The organism is Nitrospirota bacterium, assembly GCA_035516965.1.
Classification (GTDB): Bacteria; Nitrospirota; UBA9217; order UBA9217; family UBA9217; genus MHEA01.
This window is the reverse complement of sequence record DATIZR010000041.1, coordinates 1-22,749: the sequence shown is the minus strand read 5'-3', so window position 1 is coordinate 22,749 and position 22,749 is coordinate 1. Positions and strand designations below refer to the sequence as shown.

The window sequence follows — 22,749 nt, the reverse complement described above, 5'->3', positions numbered from 1 at the left end:
GTAGTGACCTCATCCGCCCATGAACACCGCGGGCCAAGGAGCAAATCTCATGAATCTCGTAGAACTGAAGGGCAAAAGCATTGCCGAGCTGACATCCATGGCTGACGATCTGAAGGTCGAAGGCGTCAGCGGGATGCGAAAGCAGGAGCTCATCTTCGCCATCCTTCAGGCGCAGACCGAAAAGAACGGGATGATCTTCGGCGAGGGCGTGCTGGAGATTCTCCCCGACGGCTTCGGTTTTCTGAGGGCTCCGGACTACAACTACCTGCCCGGCCCTGACGACATCTATGTATCGCCTTCGCAGATCAGGCGTTTCAACATCCGGACCGGGGACACCGTGTCCGGCCAGATCCGCCCGCCGAAGGAAGGCGAGCGCTACTTTGCGCTGCTGAAAGTGGACGCGATCAACTATGAAGACCCGGAGATCTCACGGTCAAAGATCCTCTTCGACAACCTCACTCCCTACTATCCCGAAAAAAAGATCAAGCTCGAGCATGCCCCCACGGACTACACGACCCGCGCCATGGACCTGATCACGCCGATCGGCATGGGCCAGCGCGGCATGATCGTGGCGCCTCCCCGGACCGGAAAGACCATGCTCCTCCAGGCCATTGCCAAGGCGGTCATCAAGAACCACCCGGACATCAAGCTCATCGTGCTGCTCATCGACGAGCGCCCCGAAGAGGTCACCGACTGGCAGCGCCAGGTCAAGGCCGAGATCATAAGCTCCACCTTTGACGAGCCCCCGCAGCGGCATGTGCAGGTGGCCGACATGGTGAGCGAGCGGGCAAAACGCCTCGTCGAGCACAAGAAAGACGTGGTCATCCTGCTCGACAGCATAACCCGGCTCGCTCGCGCACATAACGCCATCATCCCGGCCTCGGGCAAGGTGCTGTCCGGCGGCCTCGACGCCAACGCGCTCCAGCGGCCAAAGCGATTCTTCGGCGCGGCGCGCAGCATCGAGAGCGGCGGCAGCCTGACCATCCTGGCAACGGCTCTCGTGGACACGGGAAGCCGCATGGACGATGTGATCTTCGAAGAGTTCAAGGGCACCGGCAACATGGAGCTCCATCTCGACCGGAAACTCGTGGACAAGCGCGTGTTCCCGGCCATCGACATCAACGCGTCCGGCACGCGGAAGGAAGAGCTGCTGGTGGACAAGGACGATCTGAACCGCATGTGGGTTCTCCGGAAGGTCCTGAACCCCCTCTCCACCGTGGAAAGCATGGAGTTCCTGCTCGAGAAGCTCAAACAGGCCAAGACCAACCGCGATTTTCTCGATTCCATGAACAAGTAGGGGCAGTCCCTTGCGGCTGCCCTGCATCCTCGATTCCATGAGCAAGGGGCAGTCCCTTGTGGCTGCCCTGCGTCCCATCGGTAAATTTTTCTCTTGTAATTTAAGAGCCTTTGGTATATTATTTCGGCCTCGACCGCGCAAGCCACAGCTGAATGCTGTGGCTTGGCTTTTCTATTCGAGAATGACCGGACTAAGGAGACAGGACCATGAAACAGGATATTCATCCCGGCTACAAGGTAACAAAAGTTCACTGCGCCTGCGGGGAAGCGTTCGAGACGCGCTCTACCAAGCAGGACATCAGGCTCGATATCTGCTCGGTCTGCCACCCCTTCTTCACGGGCAAGCAGAAGCTCATCGACACCGAAGGCCGCGTGGACAAGTTCCGGAAGAAATACAACAAGGCGTAAGACAAACGAGAGCAGACCGGATACGGATGCCCGATCGCAGACCGCGGCTCTGAATCCAGTCCGTCATCTGACCATCCGACATTTGCGTTCCGGCTGAACAAGAGGTTGTTGTCTTGTCCGAGAAATTGACCATAGGCGGCCAGGCCGTGCTCGAGGGCGTGATGATGCGCTCTCCGCGGGCTTTCACGGTCGCCGTACGAAAAGGCGGAAAGCCCGAAGCCGGCATCGCCCTGTACACGCAGCCGCTCCAGCCCTTGGGGGAGCGGTTCCCGCTGCTCAAGAAAAGGATCATCCGTGGCTCGGCCGCGCTTTTCGAGGCGCTGTGGCTCGGCATGCGGGCGCTCAATTTCTCGGCGAACGAGGCGCTGGAGGAAACGGATGGCAAGAAGGAGGAGATCAGCCCGCTCGCCATGGCAGGCACCATGGTCGTCGCCCTCGCCTTCGCCCTCGGTCTTTTCCTGGCGCTCCCCCTCCTGCTCACCAATCTCCTGGGATCGAAGTACGGCGCCGTGGGTACGAACGGCCTGTTGTTCAACCTTACCGACGGCGCGTTCCGGGTCGCCCTCTTTCTGGGCTACGTATCCGGCATCTCCTTCATGAAGGACATCCGCAGGGTCTTTGAGTACCACGGTGCCGAGCACAAGGCCATCGCGGCATTCGAGGCCGGAGTGGATCTCACGGTGCAGAACGCGCGCCCCTATTCCCGCATTCACCCCCGGTGCGGCACGAGTTTTCTGCTGACCGTCGTCGTGCTCTCGATCCTGCTCTTCTCGCTCATCCCGGGGACCTGGCCGCTCTGGGCAAAGGCCCTTTCCCGGATCGCCCTGCTGCCGGTCATCGCGGGACTGGGATACGAGTTCATCAAGTACAGCGCGAAGCACTGCGCCAGCCCGGCCATAAGAGGATTGATGCTGCCGGGGCTCTGGCTCCAGCGGCTGACAACGCGGGAACCGTCGGACGACCAGATCGAGGTAGCCCTCAAGGCCCTCGAAGAAGCCATTGCGATGGAACCCCGCTGAGGCGGGGTTTTTTGTTGGGGAAACAATAACAGTTCAGATCAATTGAACCCCGGATTAGCACGGTTTAAACCAAACAGTCTATTTATTGCCTCAATCTGTGTTCATCCGTGTTCATCTGTGGTTAACTCTCGTAATTATGCTGAGCAAACTTGACGCTGTCGCAGAAAAATTCGACGAGCTGACGAGGCTCCTCTCCGATCCCGGCGTCGCCGCCGACCACCAGCAGTACCAGAAGTATTCGAGGGAGCGGTCGGAGATCGAGGACGTGGTAACCCACTACCGGTCCTACCGGAGCGTCCTGAAGCAGATCAGGGATGCCGAGGAGATCGTCCAGGACAAACAGGCCGACCCCGAGTTCCGCGCCATGGCGGATACCGAGCTCAAGGAGCTCCGCGCGAAGGTCGAACCCATGGAGCATGAGCTCAGGCTCATGCTCGTGCCCAAGGACCCGCGGGACGACAAGAACATCTTCCTCGAGATCCGCGCGGGCGCGGGCGGCGACGAGGCCGCCCTGTTCGCGGCTGAGCTCTTCCGCCTGTATTCCCGCTATGCCGAGAAGAAGCGCTGGAAGGTGACGCTGCTTGACATGAGCACGACCGGCGTGGGCGGCGCAAAGGAAGTCATCGCCCAGATCCAGGGCAAGGGCGTGTTCAGCAAGCTCAAGTACGAGAGCGGCGTGCACCGCGTGCAGCGCGTGCCGGCGACGGAGGCCAGCGGCAGGATCCATACGTCGACGGTCACCGTTGCCGTGATCCCCGAGGCCGAGGATGTTGACGTCCAGATCGAGCAGAAGGACCTTCGCATCGATACGTACTGCTCCTCCGGCCCGGGAGGCCAGAGCGTAAACACCACCTACTCCGCGGTCCGCATCACCCACATCCCGACCGGCGAGGTCGTGGCCTGCCAGGACGAGCGGTCTCAGCTCAAAAACCGCGAGAAGGCCATGAAGATCCTGAAGTCCCGGCTGCTCGAAAAGGAGCGCGAAAAGCAGGATGCCGAAGAGGCTGCAGCGCGCAAACTGCAGGTCGGCACCGGCGACCGCAGCGAGAAGATCAGGACCTACAATTTTCCGCAGAGCAGGGTGACGGACCACCGCGTCGGCGTATCGCTGTACAAGATAGACGCGGTCATGGACGGTGACATCGACGAGTTCATCGACGCCCTGACAGCCGCGGACAATGCGGAACGGCTGAAGAACCTGTAAGAACCCTTTGGACACGGATCAGGTCTGAACATTCGGGCAGAGCAGAACTGATTTTTTCAGGCATTTTTTATTCGCCTTGTCCGCATGAATCCGTGTCCCCTTTAATCCTTTGACAGTCGCTGACGCACTCCATCACGCATCACAGGTCTTCTTGAAGAGCGGCATAAGTACAGCCCGGCTCGACGCAGAGCTCCTTCTTTCCCATATCCTGGTCAAGGACCGGGCCTGGGTCTTTACTCACATTGACGACGTCCTGGATGCCGGGGAGGAAAGGCTGTATCAGGAGCTCGTTGATCGCAGGGCGCAGAGGGAGCCGCTCCAGTATATCGTCGGCAGACAGGAGTTCTGGAGGCTGGAATTCATTGTTACCCGCGATGTCCTGATCCCGCGGCCCGAAACGGAACTCGTGGTGGAAACGGCGATTCGTTCGCTGCAGGACATTCCCAAGCCGGCAATCATCGATCTCTGCACGGGATCGGGATGCATTGCGGTCAGCCTGGCAAAAGAATTTCCGGCGTCGCGCATCTTCGCAAGCGATACATCAGATCGAGCCCTCGGCATCGCGAGGGAGAATGCCCGGATGCACGGTGTAACAGAACGGATCCGCTTCCTGGAGGGAGATCTGTTCCAACCTCTCGAAGAGCTCGATATCCGGGGACAGGTTGACCTGATAACAGCGAATCCGCCTTACATACCGACAAAGGATATGCCTGCACTGCAGCCCGAGGTCAGGGATTTCGAACCGGAGCAGGCGCTGATCGCCGGCCCCGATGGTACCGAATTTCATGAACGGATCATCTCGGAAGCTTCTCCCTTTTTGAAGAGGCATGGCTCGCTGATCATGGAAATGGGTATCGGGCAGGCCGAGACGCTGATCGCCATGGCTGCCCGATCCGGAGCATATGCCGGGACGGAGATACTGAAGGACCTGGCCGGCATTGACCGGGTCATGAGAATGCAAAAGAAGTAGGAAGCACGGATCAACAGGTTTTGAGCATTCCTGTACTCATCCGCGCGTCCCTGCGGTTAAACCATGAAATCTATCATCATCAACGGCGGCAAAAAACTGGAAGGCGAAGTCACGATCAGCGGGGCCAAGAACGCGGCGCTGCCGATCATCACGGCATCCCTGCTGTGCGAGGGCGAGCACCGGATAGCGAACGTGCCCTCGCTGGTGGATGTGAAAACGCTCGCAAGGATCCTGCGGAACATGGGCGTGGACATTGAGCTCACGGATCACGCTGCGGTCCTCGACTCCTCCAGGCTCGCGAGCCCGGAGGCGCCCTATGACCTCGTCAGGACCATGAGGGCGTCCGTACTCGTTCTCGGCCCGCTCGTGGCCCGCTTCGGCAAAGCCCGCGTCTCGCTCCCCGGCGGCTGCGCCATCGGCGCCAGGCCCGTCAATCTGCATATCATGGGCCTCCAGAAGATGGGTGCCGTTGTCGATATCGAGCATGGCTACGTCGTTGCCCGGGCAAAACGGCTCAAGGGCGCGCATATCTACTTCGATATCGTGACCGTAACGGGCACCGAGAACCTGATGATGGCGGCAACGCTGGCCGAGGGTGAAACGATCCTCGAGAACGCGGCGCGGGAGCCCGAGGTCGTGGACCTTGCGCACGCGCTGGTCCAGATGGGGGCGAAGATCGAGGGAGCCGGGACCGATGTCATCAGGATCACGGGCGTCGAAACGCTGAAGCCCATGAACTACCGGGTCCTGCCGGACCGGATCGAGACGGGGACCTTCGTGATCGCGGCAGCCATCACGGGCGGGGCTGTTACCATCAGGGACTGCAATGCCGGGCACCTGGACGCACTGCTGACGAAAGTGAGCGAAACGGGCGCGGAGATCAGGCCGGGCAATGGTACGATCACGGTCCACGGCAACAGGGATATCAGACCGGTGGACGTCAAGACCCTTCCCTATCCGGGGTTTCCGACGGACATGCAGGCCCAGTTCATGAGCCTCATGGCACTGGCGGGCGGAACGAGCGTGATCAACGAGACCATTTTCGAGAACCGGTTCACCCATGTGGCGGAGCTCAGGCGCATGGGGGCGAACATCGTGATCGAGGGGCGGAGCGCCGTGGTCAAGGGCGTCGCAAAACTGTCCGGGGCCCCGGTGATGGCAACGGACCTCCGCGCGAGCGCATCGCTCATCCTCGCCGGGCTCGCGGCGGAAGGCCAGACCGAGATATCGCGCATCTACCACCTCGACCGGGGCTACGAGAGCATCGAGGAAAAGCTGTCAGCGCTGGGAGCGGATATTAAGAGAGTTTAGTCAACCACCGATTCTCACGGTTCATGACAAGACAAGAAGTTTAGGTTTATCCGTGTTCATCCGTGGTTCATACTGATTTGAGGTATTATCATGAAGATCATTGACTCGCAGCAGAAGGACATCGGGGCGGAGCTCAAGCGCATCGTGAACCGCGGCGAGACCGCGACCGAGGAAGTGGCCGTCACTGTGAAAGAGGTCGTGGAGCGCGTGCGCAAGGAGGGCGACCCCGCTGTCCTTGAATATACGGAGAAGTTCGACAAGGTCAGGCTCACGCTGAAGGATATCCGGGTCTCCGCCGAGGATGTCAGGGACGCCTACACGAAGGTTGACGCGACCAAAGTTGAGGCGCTCAAGCTCGCGGCCCGGAATATACGCGCCTTCCATGAGAAGCAGAAGCTCAGCTCCTGGGTCAGCCAGGAGGCGGACGGCGTGATCCTCGGCCAGCTCGCGCGCCCCATCCGGAGCGCCGGGGTGTACGTGCCCGGCGGAAAGGCCTGCTATCCGTCGTCGGTCCTCATGAACGTTATCCCCGCGAAGGTGGCCGGTGTTGATCAGCTCGTGATGTGCTCGCCGGTGCCGGGCGGCACCTTGAACCCCTACATCCTGGTGGCGGCGGACATCGCCGGCGTCTCCGAGATCTACAAGATCGGGGGCGCTCAGGCCATCGCGGCCATGGCTTACGGGACCGCCACAATCCCCAAGGTGGACAAGATCGTGGGACCCGGGAACATCTACGTTGCTACCGCAAAGCGCTACGTCTTCGGCCAGGTCGACATCGATATGATCGCGGGACCCAGCGAGATCCTGGTCATCGCGGACCTGAGCGCAGACCCCGCGTTCGTCGCCTCGGACCTGCTTTCACAGGCCGAGCACGACGAGCTTGCCTCGTCGATCCTGATCACGACCTCGCGGGAGCTCGCGGAGAAGGTCAACGCCGAAGTCGAACGCCAGCTCGCGAATCTGTCCCGGAAAGAGATCGCCCGCAAGGCCATCGACCGGTTCGGCGCCATCGTGCTGGTCGAGGACCTGCAGCAGGCCGCCGAAGTCTCGAACTCCATCGCTCCGGAACACCTCGAACTCGCCGTTGAAAAGCCCTTTGAGCTGCTCGGACTGATCAGGAATGCGGGGGCCATCTTCCTCGGCCACTACACGCCTGAGTCGGTCGGCGATTACGTTGCCGGACCGAACCACGTGTTGCCCACCGGGGGAACGGCAAGGTTCTTCTCTCCCCTGTCCACGGACAGCTTCATGAAGAAGTCCAGCCTCATCTTCTATACGCGGGACGGGCTGGACAAGGTGAGCGAGGCGGTCATGCAGATCGCCGACGTGGAGGGCCTCGAAGCGCACGGGAACACGATCCGGGTGCGGATGGCGAAAAAATAGATTGTAACCACGGATAAACACGGTTTAAAAATTCAAAAGCTTCTTGCTTTACCGTGTTCATCTGTGGTTAAATGAAGTCACTTTTTAGCAGCGGTTGAAGGAGCATTGCATGCCGAAAAAAGCGAAAGTAATATCACCGAAAACCGTGGTTGCGCCAGTTGCTCCCAAGCTCAAGCTCGGCCTCCCCAAGGGGAGCCTCCAGGAATCGACGTTCAAGCTCTTCGGCAAGGCCGGCTACCGCATCCAGGTGAGCTCGCGGAGCTACTACCCGAGCATCGACGACGCGGACATAGAATGCATCATGGTCCGCGCCCAGGAGATGGCCCGGTACGTGGACAACGGGATCTTCGACGTGGGCCTCACCGGCAAGGACTGGATCCTGGAGCAGAACGCCGACGTTGTCGAAGTCGCCGAGCTGCGCTACGCCAAAGGCGGGCTGAACCCGGTGCGCTGGGTCGTGGCCGTGCCCGAGGACTCGCCTATCAAGACCATCAAGGAGCTGAAGGGCAAGCGTATCGCCACCGAGCTCGTGGGGTATACGAAGCGCTACCTCAAATCCAAGGGCGTGACCGCCGATATCGAGTTCTCCTGGGGCGCCACGGAAGTGAAGCCGCCGAAGCTCGCCGACGCCATCGTGGAGCTGACCGAGACCGGCAGCTCGCTCAAGGCGAACAAGCTCAGGATCGTGGAGACGATGCTCGAGTCCACCACGCGGCTCATCGCGAACAGGAAGGCCTGGGCGGATCCCTGGAAGCGGAAAAAGATCGAGAACATGGCCATGCTGCTCCAGGGAGCGCTCGCTGCCGAGGAGAAGGTCGGCCTCAAGATGAACGTGCCGAAGAAGGCGCTCAAGGAGATATGCGGCATCCTCCCGGCGATGCACTCGCCGACGATCTCCCACCAGGCCGACCCCGAGTGGGTGAGCCTCGAGGTCATGCTTGACGAGAAGCAGGCCCGGAACCTCATCCCCCGGCTCAAGCGCCGGGGAGCCTCGGGGATCATCGAGTATCCCCTGAACAAAGTCATCCCGTAAATCAGAAAGGCGGCCCCAACGGCCGCCTTTTTTCTTCTCAGTTCTTCCGTCGCCGCCCGTCTATGTCAGGTTTCTTTTCCGGTATTCCTCGATCACCGGCCAGTCCGCTTCAGCCCAGTCCAGCTTAGGCATTTCCTCCGGGCGCATCCAGGCGAGCGCCGCGTGCTCATGCAGCGTGATCGTTCCCGAGATGATCGTGCAGAGGAAGGGATAGAGCGTGACCGTGAACTCCGGATACCGATGAGTCGTCAGGGTGAGCGCCCGGCCGACAGTGATCTCCACATCCAGTTCTTCGCGCAATTCCCGCTTGAGGCATTCCTCGGGCGTTTCTCCTTCCTTGATCTTTCCGCCCGGGAACTCCCATTTCAGGGGCAGGCTCATGATCTCGCTTCGCTGGGTGCAGAGTACCCTTCCGTCATGCTCTATGATCGCGCAGGCCACGTGAATGCTCTTCACGGTACGCCCCCCTGCTGCACGACCAGCCCCAGCTCATCCTTGAGCCTCCCGGGTTTCCTGACGGGAGCAGAGCATCGTTTTCCCCGGCAGACATAGGCCGCTTCCTGCATAGGATATCCCAGTGCCTTTATCTCCTGCTCATCATCGGAGAGCGACAGATACCGAACAGTCTTGAGCGGGAAAAACACCCCTTGTAATGCCCTCAGGTAGGGCCCGAAATGTGGCTTCTCCGCCATGATGGTGATCTCCGGGATGTCTTCATTCACCCACAGGACCGCGTTGCCGTAGAGCGCGGAGTATGGAGGATACCGCTTGTATTCGCCGGAAAAGATCGCGGCAACCTTTTCGACCACGAGCTTCATTTCTTTGTCCCTGTTCAGATGGTGCAGCCTGCCGAGGAACTGGAGGGCGCGGTAATTGGCGGCCGGCCGGCTCACGTCCGCCATGATGCCTGCAGTGACCGGCTCCGCGCCCGTCGTCCCGAGGTTCGGTTTGAATGCCCCTGCCTTGGGATCGAAAAATTTCCGCAGGATCAGGACTCCCAGCGCGGTCGCAATCGCACGATATCGTTTTTCCGCGGTCAGTTCGTACAGGTCGAGCAGTGCGGAACCGACGAGAGCATTGTCCAGAAGCTGTCCGGACAATGCCCGGTGACCGTCATGGTACGAGTGAAAGACCCCCTGGTCAACGGAATACAGCCTGTCGAGCAGGAAGTCAGCGCCCTGCTTCGCCATTGCCAGATAGTCGCCATTCCCCGTCGATGACGAGGCCGCTGCTAGCGAGGTGATCATAAGCGCAGAGGAATCAGCATATACGGTCCTGTCTATCCCGGGAATTTTCAGGCCCTTCCGGTCATGGCGCCGGTAGTATTCCTCATCGGCGTCCTGACTGCCATAGAAAGCCCCTGATCTCCGGTCAAAGAGGCTGGCCCTGACATAGCGAATGGTCTGGTCCGCGATGCGGCGGTAATCCTCCCGGCCAAAGACACGCCCTGCATCCGCGTAGTTCCTGATGAGCCCGGCGTTCACGTCGAGCATCTTCTCATAGTGAGGCTTGCTCCAATCCGGCTCCGTTGCATACCGGAAGAACCCGCCCTCTACGCGGTCATGGATCTCTCCCGCAGCCATGTGATCCAGGGTCGCTGTCATTACTTTTTTGACTTCCCGATCGTTGGTCTTCACGAAGATCGAAAGCAACAGGTCCAGCGTCGGGGGGCTTGGGAACTTCTGGCCTGAACCGAAACCGCCGTGCTCTTCATCGAAGGAGTTCTTCGTTTTCTGGATGATATTGTCGATGACATCGGCGCTCCGGAATTCTCCTTCGCTGAATACCGGCGACGATCGCCTCTCCCGGAAGGCTTCGATCCTCTTCGAGATCCTCCCCTTGTCATTCGTGAAGACCTCCACCACCTGTTCCATGCGCGTCCTCATTGCATCGACAGGGATGTAATTGCCGCCCGAGATCACCTCGCCCTCAGGCGTGAGGAAGACCGTGCTCGGCCAGCCTCCCTGGTTGTACAGGCCGTCGATGTCGGGCCGCAGGTCCGCATCGACCCTGATGGGTATGAAGTGGTCGTTGATATACCGAATAACCGCCTCATCGGAGTACGTTGTCTCATCCATCACGTGGCACCAGTGGCACCAGACCGCGCTGAGGGAGAGCAGGATCGGCCTGTTCCTGTTCCGCGCTTCGCCCAGTGCTTCCTTGCCCCAGGTTCTCCACTGGACCAGATGAGCCGTGTTAGGTCTTGGCGAGAACCGGAAATCCGAGGCAAAGGACGTCTGATGAGCAAGCACGATGATGAAGATCCCGAGCATAATGGCGTGCGATAACAGGCGTTTCGCCATTTTTTCTCCTTGTACCTGCTGCATGTTTACTGTATATTATCGGAAAATGAGCACAAAATCGACAAGAACAGGCAATATCCTGAGGCTCGTGAGGCCAGCGGTCAGGAAGCTCGCAGCATACCACGTGGATGAAACGCCGGTCCGAATCAAGCTCGACGCGATGGAGAACCCCTACGTTCTGCCGCATACCGTGCGGAAACAGATCGCCGCTGTTGCCGGAAACGCGCGGATCAACCTGTACCCCGACCCTTCGGCAAAGGATCTGAAAAAGGCCATCGCGTCGCTCTGGCGTATGAAGCCGGAACAGATGATCCTCGGCAACGGGTCCGATGAGCTGATCCAGACCATTATCCTCGCTTTCGGCGGTCCGGTGCTGGTCCCGGTTCCGACCTTCGCAATGTACGACATCACCTCGCGGGCACTGGCACAAGGCGTCGTCACGGCCCCCCTGGATGAAAACTTCGACCTTGACGCCGACGCAATGATCCGGGCGGCGAAGAAGAGCCGGGCCAGGCTGATCTTCCTTGCCGTCCCGAACAATCCCACGGGAAACCGGTTCTCTGACAGGGCGGTCCGAGCGATCATGGAGAGAAGCGGAGCCGCTGTCGTCATTGATGAAGCCTATTACAGTTTTTCGGGCAGGACGTGGCTGGCGCAGATGAAGAAGTATCCGAACCTGATCATTCTCCGGACGCTCTCCAAGATCGGGTTCGCCGGGCTCCGGATTGGCGTATTGACCGCGTCCGAAGAGATCGTAAACGAGCTGAACAAAATCCGGTTGCCCTACAACATCAACAGCCTGTCCCAGGCGGTCGCGGTTGCGGCCCTGGAGCACAGGGATGTCATCGACCGCCAGATAGGCCTGTTGATTTCAGAGCGTCAAAAGCTCTATAATGCACTCTCGCGTATGCCGGGGGTCGTTGCCTACCCGTCTGAGACCAACTTCATCCTGATACGAAGCAAATCGGACGCTACGGCCATCCATAAGAAATTAAAGCGGTCCGGAATACTGGTCAAGAACTTGGACAGGCCGGGTCCGCTCAAAAACTGCCTGCGCGTGACCATCGGCACGCCGGAAGAGAATCGGGAGTTTTTAAATAAACTGAAAACCATTTTGGCCGCAGATTTGCGCAGATGAGCGCAGATTGAGAACCTCTCCGTGGCTATTCTTTTTACCCTGTTCATCCGTGGTTAATAAAGAGGATTTTCTATGAAACGCAGAGCGACGATCGAACGCAAAACCAAGGAAACGGACATCAAGATATCGCTGGACCTCGACGGCACCGGCGCATACAAGATCAAGACGTCGGTCCCTTTCATGGACCACATGTTCTCGCATATCGCGAAACACGGCTTCTTCGACCTGACCGTCAAGGCAACGGGCGATACGGAGATCGACGATCATCATACGGTGGAAGATCTGGGCATCGCCTTCGGCCAGGCGCTCAAGAAGGCGCTCGGCGAGAGCCGCGGCATCCGCCGCTACGGGGATGTGACGGTTCCCATGGACGAGACACTGGCGCAGGTCGTCATGGACCTTTCCGGCAGGCCTTATCTCGCCTACCAGGTGGAACTGCCGAAGAAATACAAGCTGAAGGACTTCGACCCCGGGCTCGCGGAAGATTTCTTCCAGTCCGTGGTGAACCATGCAGGGATGAACCTCCATGTCCGCCTCCACTACGGCCGCGATGTCCACCACATGCTCGAGGCCATTTTCAAGGCCTTCGGCCGCGCCCTCGATCAGGCGACGAGCATCGATCCGCGGATCAGGGGCGTGCTCTCGACCAAGGGGAAAATTTAATTATTCACCACAGAGGACTCGGAGGTTTAACGGAGTTCACAGAGCAGCTGTTTGCCGGCCTCACCTCGGTGCCCTCTGTGGTTAAGGTCTATCAATGATAGCGATCATCGATTACGGAATGGGTAACCTGCGGAGCGTCCAGAAGGGCTTCGAACGCGTGGGCCGCGAGGCAGTGGTCACGAGCGATGCCAAGACGATCCTGAGCGCCTCCAAGGTCGTCCTGCCCGGCGTGGGCGCCTTCCCGGACTGCATGCGCAACCTGCAGGAGTACGGGCTGATCGAGGCTGTCCTCAAATCCATCGGCTCCGGCAAGCCTTTCCTCGGCATCTGCCTGGGACTGCAGCTGCTCTTTACCGAGAGCGAGGAGTTCGGGCTGTCGAAGGGACTGGACATCATCAAGGGCCGGGTCATCCGCTTCAAGGGTCCGGAGTTCTCCGACCTCAAGATTCCTCACATGGGCTGGAACTCGATAACGGTCAAGCGGCGTCCGCCGGCGCTCGCGGATGTGCCCGAGAACAGCTACGTCTACTTCGTCCACTCCTTTCATGTGGTGCCCGAGGACAAATCCGTGATCGCGACCACGACAGGCTACGGCATCGACTTCGTGTCCAGCGTCTGGAAGGACAACATCTTCGCGGTCCAGTTCCATCCCGAGAAGAGCCAGGCGCTGGGGCTGTCGATCCTGAAGCATTTCGGAGAGCAAAAGGCGTAACATCCACCACGGAGACACAGGGACACGGAGAGAACCAAATCTCTTCTTCGCCACGGATGAACACGGATTTTCACGGATAAGATAGAATTGTCTCTCGCTCTTCTCTGTGTCCTCCGTGCCTCCGTGGTAAATAAAGGTCTTCATGCTAATTATCCCGGCTATCGATCTGAAAGAAGGCAAGTGCGTCCGGCTCGAACAGGGGCTCATGGACAAGGCCACGGTCTACTCCGACGACCCGGCGACCACGGCGAAGCACTGGGAGTCCCAGGGCGCCGAGATCCTGCACGTGGTGGACCTGAACGGAGCATTCGCCGGCATTCCGAAGAACCTCGAGGCGATCAAGGCCATCCGCTCCGCGGTCAGGATGCCGATCGAGGTCGGCGGCGGCATCCGCGATATCGCGACTATCGAGACCCTGGTGTCGATCGGGATCGACCGGATCATCCTCGGCACGGCCGCGATCGAAAATCCGGACTTCGTCCGGGATGCCTGCAAAAGATTCCCGGGCAGGATCATCGTCGGGATCGATGCAAAGGACGGCCTGGTCGCGATCAAGGGCTGGGCGGAGGTCACGAAGGTGAAAGCCGTGGAACTCGCGCAGAAGATGCAGGACTACGGGGTCATCGCCATCATCTACACGGACATCAGGCGGGACGGCATGCTCTCGGGTCCGAACATCGAGGCCACGCAGGCCCTGGCAAAAGCGCTCCACATCCCGGTCATCGCGTCCGGCGGCGTCCATACGATGAAGGACATCGAAAACCTGCTGACCGTGCGCTATTCCGGCGTGAGCGGGGTGATCACCGGCAAGGCCATCTACAGCGGCTCGCTCGACCTGCGGGAGGCGATCCTCTTCATCAAGATGAACGATAACCGGTGCGTGAGATAAACCTTTTTTCTCGCAGAGACGCAGAGCTCGCAGAGAAAAGCAAGGCGAAGACCGTCAAGAATCCTTTGTGTTGAAAGCTCGAAAAGGTTCTTGCAGTTCTCGGCGTCCTCCGCGCCTCCGCGAGAAACGGGATTTTACTTTTCTGGAGTAGAACTCATCATGCTGACAAAACGAATCATACCCTGCCTCGATGTGAAGGCGGGAAGGGTCGTCAAGGGCGTGAGCTTCGTGAACCTGCGAGATGCCGGCGACCCGGTTGAGATCGCGAAGGTCTACGACGAGCAGGGCGCCGACGAACTCACGTTCCTGGACATCACGGCGTCCCATGAGGAACGCGGCATCATACTCGACATCGTCCGCCGCACCGCGGAGCAGGTCTTCATGCCGCTCACGGTCGGCGGCGGTATCAGGACCCTCGACGACATCAGGAACCTCCTCCTCGCCGGCTGCGACAAGGTCTCGATCAATACCACCGCGGTCCACGACCCCGAGTTCATCAAGGCGGCCTCCATGCGCTTCGGCAGCCAGTGCATCGTGGTCGCCATCGACGCAAAGCAGGTCGTTGCCCATGACCGGGACTTCAAGCCCCCGCTTGCGTGGGCAGACGATCCGAAATACAGGCAGCTCTTCCTCTCACACTCAGAACTCGAAACTCCAGGCGCCGAACGTAAATGGGAGGTCTACACCCACGGCGGCAGAAAGCCCATGGGCATCGATGCGGTTGCGTGGGCGCGGATGATGGAGGAGTACGGAGCCGGCGAGATCCTGCTTACGAGCATGGACCAGGACGGCCAGAAGAACGGCTATGACCTTTCACTCACGCGGGCCGTCGCGGAGGCGGTGTCGGTCCCGGTCATCGCGTCGGGCGGCGTCGGGAACCTGGAGCATATCTATCAGGGGTTGACCGCGGGCAAGGCGGACGCCGCGCTCGCGGCATCGATCTTTCACTTCCGGGAGTATACTATCAGGCAGGCAAAGGATTATTTAAAGGAGCGGGGAGTGCCCGTGAGATTGTAACGTAGTTACTTACAAATAAAATTCTTTACAAAACGGCAAGAAAATATCTCGCAGAGGCGCAGAGCTCGCAGAGAAAATCAAAAAATAATTCGCCATGAAAGACTTTCGGGTTTTGGTTTTAAACTCCGGGTCCTCCGCGTGCTCCGCGAGAGACGCCTTTAGCTTCTGGTTTTGATCCGGCTTGTCTGGGTTAGGCAGAAAGAATACCGACTTCAGGATCCAGCGCGTCCGTTCATCGTGCTGCCGCGCCGTCCTATCTACAGCTGGTACCCTCCGAGATGCTTCAGCACCGTTTTGATCAAATCCGCGGGATTGACCGGTTTCGTGAGATAACTGTTCGCGCCCATCGACATCCCCCGCTCCCGGTCCCCCCGCTCGCCTTTGGTCGTGATGATCACGATGGGCATGTCGCTTTTCAAGCCGATCCGCACATGCCTGACCAGCTGCGCGCCGTCCATCCCGGGCATGTTCATGTCCGTGAGGAGCAGATCGAAGGTTCCGCTCTTCAATTTTACCAGCGCATCCAGCCCGTTCACGGCCTCGACGATATTCACCTTCACCATCCGCTTCAGGTTCATGACGAGGAACATGCGCATGATCGCCGAATCATCGACGACGAGTATCGACTTGCCGGGAAAACCAAACATAATGATCCGATTCCTTCAACCTCGTTTAACCAAGTTTAGCATCCCGGCGGGCGTCGAGATGACGCAGGCGGGATGGCTTCATCCCGCCTGTCTGATTCCAATCTGGGTGACGCAACGAATGCCTGCTGAAGATCCTGTCGGCTCAGGACCGCGCCGGAGAGGCGCTACTTCTTCGCAGCAATGCCCTTCTTGATCGCGTTGACCACGCCGTCGCTGCTCGTCTCCCGGATCGTCAGGAGCATGCCCTTCTTGTCGTAGTAGCCGATGAGCGGTGCGGTCTTTTCGTTGTACACGTCAAGCCGCTTGCTGATGGCCTCCACGGTCTCGTCGGCGCGCTGGACCACGGGGCTGCCGCACTTCTTGCACTTGTCGCCGGGGGCCGGCGGGTTGCTCTTGACGTTGTAGATCTCCTGGCAGGCGGGGTTGGAGCAGGTGCGGCGGGTCGTCAGACGGTCGAGGATCACATCGCGCGGCACTTCGATGCTCGCCACGAGGTCAAGCTTGATGTTGATCTTCTTCAGCAGCTCGCCAAGCGCGTCGGCCTGCGGGATCGTGCGCGGGAATCCGTCGAGCAGGAACCCCTTCTGGCAGTCCTTCTCCTGGAGCCGCTGTTCCATGATGCCCATGATCAGGGAATCGGGGACGAGGTCGCCCCGGTCCATGTAGCCCTGCGCCTCCCTGCCGAGCGGCGTTCCCGCCTTGACCGCCCCGCGCAGGATGTCGCCGGTGGATATCTGAACCGAGCCGTCCAGCGCCGTCAAAAGCTTCGCGACCGTTCCCTTGCCTGCGCCCGGAGCGCCTAATAAGATGATACGCATGGAACTAACCTCCTCATCAGCATGAATTGGAATGGGTGTTTCAAGTCGGACATTATCGTATGAACAGGGGAAAAAATCAAGAAAAAATGCGACCTGCGAACGCTACCGCTCTTCCTGGATGACCTGGTGCAGAACCTCGCCCAGGTCCTTGATCCGGTACGGTTTTGCCACCACGCCGTGAAAGCCGTGGCTCCGGTAGTTTGCCATCACGGGGTCGCTTGAATAGCCGCTCGAGATGATGATCCTGGCTGCGGGATCGAGGGCGAGCAGCTTTTCACCAGTTTCCCTGCCGCCCATGCCGCCGGGCACCGTCAAATCCAGAATGATGGCTTCGAAGGCGCGCCCCGATTCCCGCTCCTCCCGGTAGACCGCGAGCGCCTCGTTTCCCTCGCGGGTGAGGACCGCCTCGTATCCCAGCGCCTGGAGGATCTTCTCGATCGCATCCCGAATGATGTCGTCGTCATCCATGACCAGGATGCGCCCCTCGCCGGGCGTCAGCCACTCCTGTTCCTCCCCGCTTTTCCGGTTCTTTGCCTCGGAAGCCGGAAGATAGATGTGGAAGACGGTGCCCTTCCCCAGTTCCGACTCAACGGTAATATGTCCCTGATGCTTGCTGATGATGGAGTATGACGTCGCCAGGCCGAGACCGCTCCCCCGGTTCTTGGTCGTGAAGTAAGGATCGAATATCCGGGAAAGAAAATCCTGTGCGATGCCGATGCCCTGGTCCCGTATGGAAATCCTCACGTAGCTCCCTCCCGGCAGGGGAGGGACATCGGACTCGCCGAGCATCAGGTTCTCGCAGAGAACGCTGATCGTGCCGCCCTCGGGCATGGCGTGGTCCGCATTCATGATCATGTTGCTGAAGACCTGATTCATTTGCCCTTCGTCGGCGTCAATGGGCCACAAATCTTCCGGGACCGAACATTCGCATTTTATCTCTCTCCGCCGCACGGCAAGCCGGGCCGATTCCCTGATGAGTGCTCCCAGTGCGAGGGTCCTCTTGACGGGAGCTCCTCCCTTCGCAAACGTCAGCAGCTGCTGGGTCAGGTCCTTTGCCATGATCGTCGCCTGCTCCGCCTCCTCCAGCCGCTCATAGACCTTGTTCAGGTGAACTGAATGCATCTTTGCCAGCTCGATATTGCTCAGGATCCCCGACAACAGGTTGTTGAAATCATGGGCGATCCCGCCGGCCAGCATGCCGACGGATTCGAGCTTTCGCGCGTTCAGCAGCTCTTCTTCCATGATCTTGCGCTCCGTGATGTCAATGATCATGGCCTGTTTGGATACCGTTCCATCAGCGTTGCTGATGGGCGTGTTGGTGATGAAGTACCAGCGGTCATCCTTGGGACTTTTCACCTCCCACCGGACCGTCTCTCCCTTGAGGACCCTCTCGTTGACGCACCAGGGGCAGACCGAGTCCCTCTCATGCAGCGCGGTAAAGCAGGACTCTCCGGTGGCGTCACGACCGGTCCGCACCTTGAGCCGGTCGTTCATGAACTCGATCCGGTAGTCTGCAGAACAGATATAGATGAACCCGTCAAAAGCGTCGATCATGGCGCGGTACCGGGCTTCGTTCCGCGCCAGCGCCTCTTCCGCGCGCCTGCGCTCCGTAATTTCCCGCGCCAGCCCTGCGTTGATTTCCTTCTGGAGACGAGTCTCCTTCACAAAATAAATGGCAATGGGGGCCGCGATCAACGGCACGAACAGCGCGTCGATGGCGCCTATCAGCATCAGGTCCCCGGATACACTGCCGAACCAAAGATAGCTCTGGACGACATTGAGCAGCGCCGTGAATATTTCGGAAATCACGGCGGACACCCAGATGAAATGCCAGGGGTTCAATCGCTTCAGACTGGCTATGGTCCGCGTCATCATGTTCCGCATCCTCCGGAAGAAAGAGACTCCCGCGCCGTCATTGGCGCCCTCCTGTCACACCATCCCGCATCGCTTCAACTGGTCAGACCCCGTTGAGCGCGAGGTGAGGGTTACGCTGCCTGCATCGCGCCTTGCTCCACCCCGGGGACGACATCGACACGCTCGGGCTCTGCCTGCTTCCCGGAGCGTCAGGAATTCGCGCCTGTCGTGCCGAGGTTGCCGGTAATCACCCGGTGGAGAAGCTTGACGGTCACCGTCGTTCCCGGTTGCTCCCCGGGATTCTTCCCGTCCCGGCTCTCCACGAATATCGACCCGCCGTGGTCCTCGACGATCTTCTTGCAGATCGCGAGCCCAAGGCCCGTCCCCCGGGCTTTCGTCGTAAAGAAGAGATCGAATACCCGGGCCAGATGTTCTGCGGGTATCCCCGCTCCCGAGTCCGCCAGCACAAAGATGATGAACCGGTCTTCCAGCAGAAACCTGATACTGATCGTCCCGCCCGTTGCGCAGGCGTCGATGGCGTTCCTGAGAAGGTTCAGGATCACCTGCCTGATCTGGTGCGGGTCCACGTAGGCAAGGGCGTGCGGACGGTCCTGGTCTCCCCGCACGGTAATTCCCTTCCGGACAAGCTCTTCCCGGTGCATACCGATGACCTCTTCCCAAAGATCAACAAGGTCACATTCGACGAGCGACAGCTTGATCGGCCGGCCGTAGATCAGGAGCTCCTCGACGAGCTGGTTGAGCCGCTTCGTTTCCGAGAGAAGGGCTTGGGCCAGTTCCACGTGCGCAGGACTGGTCAGTTGCCGCTCGAAGATCTGGCCGATGGAGCTGATCCCGAACAACGGGTTCCTGATCTCATGGGCCACGCCCGCGACCACCTGTCCCACGGCCGCAAACCGTTCCTTGCTGAGCACTGCTGCCTGGAGCGCCTTGATCTCTGTCAGGTCGCGCCAGGCCACGATGGTGCCTTCCCGCTTGTCTCCTCCCTGGAAAGACGTGGCCGTGAAGCCGATGGGGAGGCTCGTGCCGTCGCGTCTCCTGATCTCCGTTTCCTGATAGGGCCCCGGGGACGCCGACAGGAACACTTCGGCATCGGGGAACAGATCGGCCAACCGCTGGTCGATCAGGTCTCCGGGGCGGCTGCCCAGGAGCGCCGCGCCCGCCTCGTTTATGAGCTTGACGCTTCCATCGTAGCCGAGCAGCATGATCCCGCTCGTCATGCTCCCCAGGATCCCGCTCATCAGGCTGCCGCTGCTTGCCAGCTCCCGGTTCTGCGCTTTCAATGCATCGTTCAGCTGGCAGACATTGATGGCCATGGCGGCATGGTTGGCCAGCAGCATGAAAGCCGCGATCTCGCTCTCGAGGAATGGCGTGCTGCTCCGCTTGTGAACGGTGAACACGCCGATCGGCCGGCCCTCGCTCTTGAGCGGCAGGGCAAGCAGCGCGGGCATTCCCTGTGCACCGGCGGTCCTGCCAAGCTCCGTCGTATCGTGCAAGGGCAGATTATACTCCGTGATGATCCGGTTTTCCCGGAAGGCCCGTCCCACGGCGCCCTGATCGAGCGGAAGGCTCTTTGGGCACGCATCGTGGTCTCCGGGACCGGGGCACCCCCCCGCGCGATGGACGAGGCCGAGACGGTCCTGGGAAAGAAGCCAGAAATTGCAGGCATCGAGACCGGAGAACTTCAGGGCCGCATCGGTGAATGTCTCGAGCGCCTTTTCCAGGGAGAGCTCGGCGAGCGCTGAAGCGGTGCTCTTGTGGAGTTCGAGAAGTTCCCTCACCATCTGCCGGTTGTCGTCATGGAGCCGGAGGTTCTCGAGCGCCGCCCCCATATCAGCGGCCAGAATGCGGAGAACGCTTATGTCCCTTCGCCGGAAGGGCCTGCCCCCGCGCGCGGCGACCACCAGGACGCCGAGAACCGGGAAGACGCTGCAGGTCATGCAGTAGGCCAGCTTGTCACCGTAGGACTCGATGAGATCATTGCCGCAACTCGTGTCCGGGACGAGCCAGCATGATTCATCCTCCCGCTTATATGCCGGGCAGTCGGCGCGGATGCAGTTGTTCGCTTCCCAGCAGAATTTGTCCTGACCGCCGGTCCGGATGGGCACCATGAGGAGTTGCTCTCCCCTGCCTTCGCCGCCAGCCTGGCGCCTGCCGAAGACCTCGTCCCGTGAGCCGTCCTCGATGAGCCGCTCTTTTCCCGTGCGGACGAGCGCGGCGAAAGGATCGTCTCCGGAAAGCGGCCGGCTCGTGATCCCCAGCAGTTCTCCGAGTCCCGAATCGCGCTTCACTTCGAGCCAGGCCCGCCTGCGGTCGACCAGGCAGAGGAACGATCTTCGATACCCGAGCCCGCGCGATACCGCCCACATGAAACGGTCCAGCATCCCGTCGAGGGGCTGCCCGACGCTGAAAACCCTGGTGGAAAGCCGCGAGATCGTGGCCATGTCGCGGCTGTACTCGTAGAGGCGGATCATCCGCTCTTCGACTTCCGCAGTCCGCTCGCGGATCCGCTGTTCCAGCACCGAGTAGGATCCCTCGAGGCGGCCGGCCATTTCGTTCAAGGACCGTGACAGGTCCTGCATCTCGTCGCCAGTCGCCAGGCTGATCCGGTGCGTCATCTCGCCCCTGCCGATCCGCCTGGCCCCGTCATGCAGGATGGCGAGAGGCTGCAGCACGACCCTGCGGACCAGGAAATACAGAATGCCGCCGATCGCAAGGATGAGCGCCGCGAACAAAAGGGTGAGCGTACGCCTGCTGTTGACGATCTCCCGGAGCGAATCCTCCCAGGACAGGGACACGAGAAGGACGCCGAGGACCGGCTGACTGCTGCCGTGGCACGGGCTGCATACCCGTTCGTTCTTCAACGGATAGAGAATGGTATGCAGCGGCTGACCTTCATAGTGCCGGAACGAGAATTCCGACCCCGTCTCGAACGCCTGCGCCAGCTGGGGGAGCGCGATGTCCCTGCCCTTGACCCCGAAGGCCGGAGTGCCGTCCTTTCTGAGCACTTCGAGCTGAACGAGCCCGTAGGTCCCGCGGAGACTGTCCATGAGCTTCAGCGTGCTGCGCGGGGTCCCCTGGATCATGTTTTCCCGCAGATCGGAATAGATGGTAAAGGCAAGCAGATGCTGCTTCTCCTCCGCCTTTCGCTGGAGGAGACGGGCCTCCCGGTTCACGAGGTACACGGAGAGGGTGCCCAGGAAAAGGACGAGGCTGCCGAGGACCAGGAACAGGAACTTGGTGTGGAGCCGCCAGGGAAGCATAGGATTTTCATACTATACCAGGCAGGAAGGAGGGTCAATGAAAAAAGTGGTCGCAGCCTTGTTCGCGGTGATGATCGGGCACGGCACGCTTCAGACGCGGATCGGGAGGACCACGACCGGCAGGCCCTGGCTGTAGAACCGCCTCTGCACCGAGAAGATCGTGTAGTTGTGGAACACGCCGGATAGGAAGCCGGTCTTCGGGAACACCAGCTGTCCTCCGAACAGGATGGCATTGGGGAAGCGCTCCAGGATCTCGGGGACGAGCCGTGCGATCTCATCGACGACGTCGTTGCCGAAGGAATAATAGCCGGCGGCGTAATAACCGTGGCACCGCATATAGTGCACGTAGCGGTCCAGCTCCTTCTTCACCGTGGCCTTCATATGGGTCATTTCATCGGTTCCCTTGAAGTTGCCCGCGTCCACGACGCCGACCTGGATGAACACGAAGTTCTTGAAGGTCCCCCCGAACAGACGGATGATGCTGAACAGGGTATGGAGGCCCAGGCCGTTGAACCCGTTCACGAGCAGGATGGCCGTCTTGTCCTGGGGATCATATTTCACCTTCTGCTCCTGTTCGGTGGGGGCTTTCTCCGGGTTGATGGGGCAGGAGGCCTCGGCCACCTTCACGAGCTCGTCGAGCCTGTGGAGCATCTTGAAGGTATTCCGGTAGTGGCGCTGCGTGAGCAGGGCGATGACGACCAAAGCCCCGGTAAGCAGCAGCGTGATCCATCCTCCCTCGTGGAATTTGAGCACCGTCACGGATGCGAGAATGAAGAAGGTAAGGGTCATGCCGAGACCATTGA

General features: G+C 60.0%; 20 protein-coding genes. 13 read left to right on the top strand and 7 right to left on the bottom strand.

What is annotated here, in order from left to right:
* Positions 1-49 precede the first annotated feature (49 nt).
* From rho to hisG, 8 genes are all read left to right on the top strand, one after another.
* Entirely contained in the window at positions 50-1,297 is a 1,248-nt protein-coding gene (gene rho, locus VL197_05285) for a transcription termination factor Rho (protein HUJ17388.1), read from the top strand.
* A gap of 206 nt (positions 1,298-1,503) precedes the next feature.
* On the top strand, positions 1,504-1,704 hold the full coding sequence (gene rpmE, locus VL197_05280; protein ID HUJ17387.1) for a 50S ribosomal protein L31: 201 nt from the start codon (positions 1,504-1,506) through the stop codon (positions 1,702-1,704).
* A gap of 113 nt (positions 1,705-1,817) precedes the next feature.
* Complete coding sequence (locus tag VL197_05275; GenBank protein HUJ17386.1) at positions 1,818-2,723, top strand: DUF1385 domain-containing protein; 906 nt, start codon at positions 1,818-1,820, stop codon at positions 2,721-2,723.
* 136 nt (positions 2,724-2,859) lie between these two features.
* On the top strand, positions 2,860-3,927 hold the full coding sequence (gene prfA, locus VL197_05270) for a peptide chain release factor 1 (GenBank protein HUJ17385.1): 1,068 nt from the start codon (positions 2,860-2,862) through the stop codon (positions 3,925-3,927).
* 109 nt (positions 3,928-4,036) lie between these two features.
* Positions 4,037-4,897 carry a peptide chain release factor N(5)-glutamine methyltransferase gene (gene prmC, locus VL197_05265; protein ID HUJ17384.1) on the top strand — a complete coding sequence of 287 codons (861 nt, stop codon included), beginning with the start codon at positions 4,037-4,039 and terminating at the stop codon, positions 4,895-4,897.
* A gap of 63 nt (positions 4,898-4,960) precedes the next feature.
* A complete protein-coding gene (murA, locus tag VL197_05260; GenBank protein ID HUJ17383.1) occupies positions 4,961-6,208 on the top strand; it encodes a UDP-N-acetylglucosamine 1-carboxyvinyltransferase in 1,248 nt (415 codons plus the stop codon).
* Positions 6,209-6,298: 90 nt separating this feature from the next.
* Positions 6,299-7,591: a histidinol dehydrogenase gene (gene hisD / locus VL197_05255; GenBank protein HUJ17382.1), complete on the top strand. Its 1,293-nt coding sequence runs from the start codon at positions 6,299-6,301 to the stop codon at positions 7,589-7,591.
* A gap of 109 nt (positions 7,592-7,700) precedes the next feature.
* A complete protein-coding gene (hisG, locus tag VL197_05250) occupies positions 7,701-8,624 on the top strand; it encodes an ATP phosphoribosyltransferase (protein HUJ17381.1) in 924 nt (307 codons plus the stop codon).
* Between the two features lie 60 nt (positions 8,625-8,684).
* Here the strand turns inward: hisG and VL197_05245 are convergent, their stop codons facing one another.
* Both VL197_05245 and VL197_05240 read right to left on the bottom strand, forming a co-directional pair.
* Positions 8,685-9,080, bottom strand: a complete 396-nt coding sequence (locus VL197_05245) for a (deoxy)nucleoside triphosphate pyrophosphohydrolase (protein HUJ17380.1) — start codon at positions 9,078-9,080, stop codon at positions 8,685-8,687.
* Positions 9,077-10,927: a DUF255 domain-containing protein gene (locus VL197_05240; protein ID HUJ17379.1), complete on the bottom strand. Its 1,851-nt coding sequence runs from the start codon at positions 10,925-10,927 to the stop codon at positions 9,077-9,079. Before VL197_05240 ends, VL197_05245 begins: the two co-directional genes overlap by 4 nt.
* A 46-nt stretch (positions 10,928-10,973) precedes the next feature.
* On the opposite strand from VL197_05240, the gene hisC reads away from it, so the two are divergent.
* The 5 genes from hisC (at position 10,974) to hisF (ending at position 15,346) form a co-directional block, all read left to right on the top strand.
* Positions 10,974-12,065 (top strand): histidinol-phosphate transaminase, encoded by a 1,092-nt coding sequence (gene hisC / locus VL197_05235; GenBank protein HUJ17378.1) that lies wholly within the window; start codon positions 10,974-10,976, stop codon positions 12,063-12,065.
* 72 nt (positions 12,066-12,137) lie between these two features.
* Entirely contained in the window at positions 12,138-12,728 is a 591-nt protein-coding gene (gene hisB, locus VL197_05230) for an imidazoleglycerol-phosphate dehydratase HisB (GenBank protein HUJ17377.1), read from the top strand.
* A gap of 94 nt (positions 12,729-12,822) precedes the next feature.
* Entirely contained in the window at positions 12,823-13,440 is a 618-nt protein-coding gene (gene hisH / locus VL197_05225; protein ID HUJ17376.1) for an imidazole glycerol phosphate synthase subunit HisH, read from the top strand.
* A 142-nt stretch (positions 13,441-13,582) separates the two neighbouring features.
* Positions 13,583-14,329, top strand: coding sequence for a 1-(5-phosphoribosyl)-5-[(5-phosphoribosylamino)methylideneamino]imidazole-4-carboxamide isomerase (hisA, locus tag VL197_05220; GenBank protein ID HUJ17375.1), 747 nt, complete (start codon positions 13,583-13,585; stop codon positions 14,327-14,329).
* A gap of 159 nt (positions 14,330-14,488) precedes the next feature.
* Entirely contained in the window at positions 14,489-15,346 is an 858-nt protein-coding gene (gene hisF / locus VL197_05215) for an imidazole glycerol phosphate synthase subunit HisF (protein ID HUJ17374.1), read from the top strand.
* 257 nt (positions 15,347-15,603) lie between these two features.
* Here the strand turns inward: hisF and VL197_05210 are convergent, their stop codons facing one another.
* The 5 genes from VL197_05210 to VL197_05190 all read right to left on the bottom strand — a co-directional run.
* On the bottom strand, positions 15,604-15,993 hold the full coding sequence (locus tag VL197_05210; GenBank protein HUJ17373.1) for a response regulator: 390 nt from the start codon (positions 15,991-15,993) through the stop codon (positions 15,604-15,606).
* 164 nt (positions 15,994-16,157) lie between these two features.
* Positions 16,158-16,811 carry an adenylate kinase gene (locus VL197_05205; GenBank protein HUJ17372.1) on the bottom strand — a complete coding sequence of 218 codons (654 nt, stop codon included), beginning with the start codon at positions 16,809-16,811 and terminating at the stop codon, positions 16,158-16,160.
* A gap of 102 nt (positions 16,812-16,913) precedes the next feature.
* Complete coding sequence (locus VL197_05200; GenBank protein HUJ17371.1) at positions 16,914-18,686, bottom strand: ATP-binding protein; 1,773 nt, start codon at positions 18,684-18,686, stop codon at positions 16,914-16,916.
* Between the two features lie 188 nt (positions 18,687-18,874).
* On the bottom strand, positions 18,875-21,946 hold the full coding sequence (locus VL197_05195) for a GAF domain-containing protein (protein HUJ17370.1): 3,072 nt from the start codon (positions 21,944-21,946) through the stop codon (positions 18,875-18,877).
* A gap of 90 nt (positions 21,947-22,036) precedes the next feature.
* Positions 22,037-22,749, bottom strand: a 713-nt coding sequence (locus VL197_05190) for an amino acid transporter (protein ID HUJ17369.1), incomplete at its 5' end; no start/stop codon positions are given.

Coding starts and splice junctions, on each gene's coding strand:
- rho (HUJ17388.1), top strand. CDS start 50: ATGAATCTCGTAGAACTGAAGGGCAAAAGCATTGCCGAGCTGACATCC.
- rpmE (HUJ17387.1), top strand. CDS start 1,504: ATGAAACAGGATATTCATCCCGGCTACAAGGTAACAAAAGTTCACTGC.
- prfA (HUJ17385.1), top strand. CDS start 2,860: ATGCTGAGCAAACTTGACGCTGTCGCAGAAAAATTCGACGAGCTGACG.
- murA (HUJ17383.1), top strand. CDS start 4,961: ATGAAATCTATCATCATCAACGGCGGCAAAAAACTGGAAGGCGAAGTC.
- hisD (HUJ17382.1), top strand. CDS start 6,299: ATGAAGATCATTGACTCGCAGCAGAAGGACATCGGGGCGGAGCTCAAG.
- hisG (HUJ17381.1), top strand. CDS start 7,701: ATGCCGAAAAAAGCGAAAGTAATATCACCGAAAACCGTGGTTGCGCCA.
- VL197_05240 (HUJ17379.1), bottom strand. CDS start 10,927: ATGGCGAAACGCCTGTTATCGCACGCCATTATGCTCGGGATCTTCATC.
- hisC (HUJ17378.1), top strand. CDS start 10,974: ATGAGCACAAAATCGACAAGAACAGGCAATATCCTGAGGCTCGTGAGG.
- hisB (HUJ17377.1), top strand. CDS start 12,138: ATGAAACGCAGAGCGACGATCGAACGCAAAACCAAGGAAACGGACATC.
- hisH (HUJ17376.1), top strand. CDS start 12,823: ATGATAGCGATCATCGATTACGGAATGGGTAACCTGCGGAGCGTCCAG.
- hisA (HUJ17375.1), top strand. CDS start 13,583: ATGCTAATTATCCCGGCTATCGATCTGAAAGAAGGCAAGTGCGTCCGG.
- hisF (HUJ17374.1), top strand. CDS start 14,489: ATGCTGACAAAACGAATCATACCCTGCCTCGATGTGAAGGCGGGAAGG.
- VL197_05210 (HUJ17373.1), bottom strand. CDS start 15,993: ATGTTTGGTTTTCCCGGCAAGTCGATACTCGTCGTCGATGATTCGGCG.
- VL197_05205 (HUJ17372.1), bottom strand. CDS start 16,811: ATGCGTATCATCTTATTAGGCGCTCCGGGCGCAGGCAAGGGAACGGTC.
- VL197_05200 (HUJ17371.1), bottom strand. CDS start 18,686: ATGATGACGCGGACCATAGCCAGTCTGAAGCGATTGAACCCCTGGCAT.
- VL197_05195 (HUJ17370.1), bottom strand. CDS start 21,946: ATGCTTCCCTGGCGGCTCCACACCAAGTTCCTGTTCCTGGTCCTCGGC.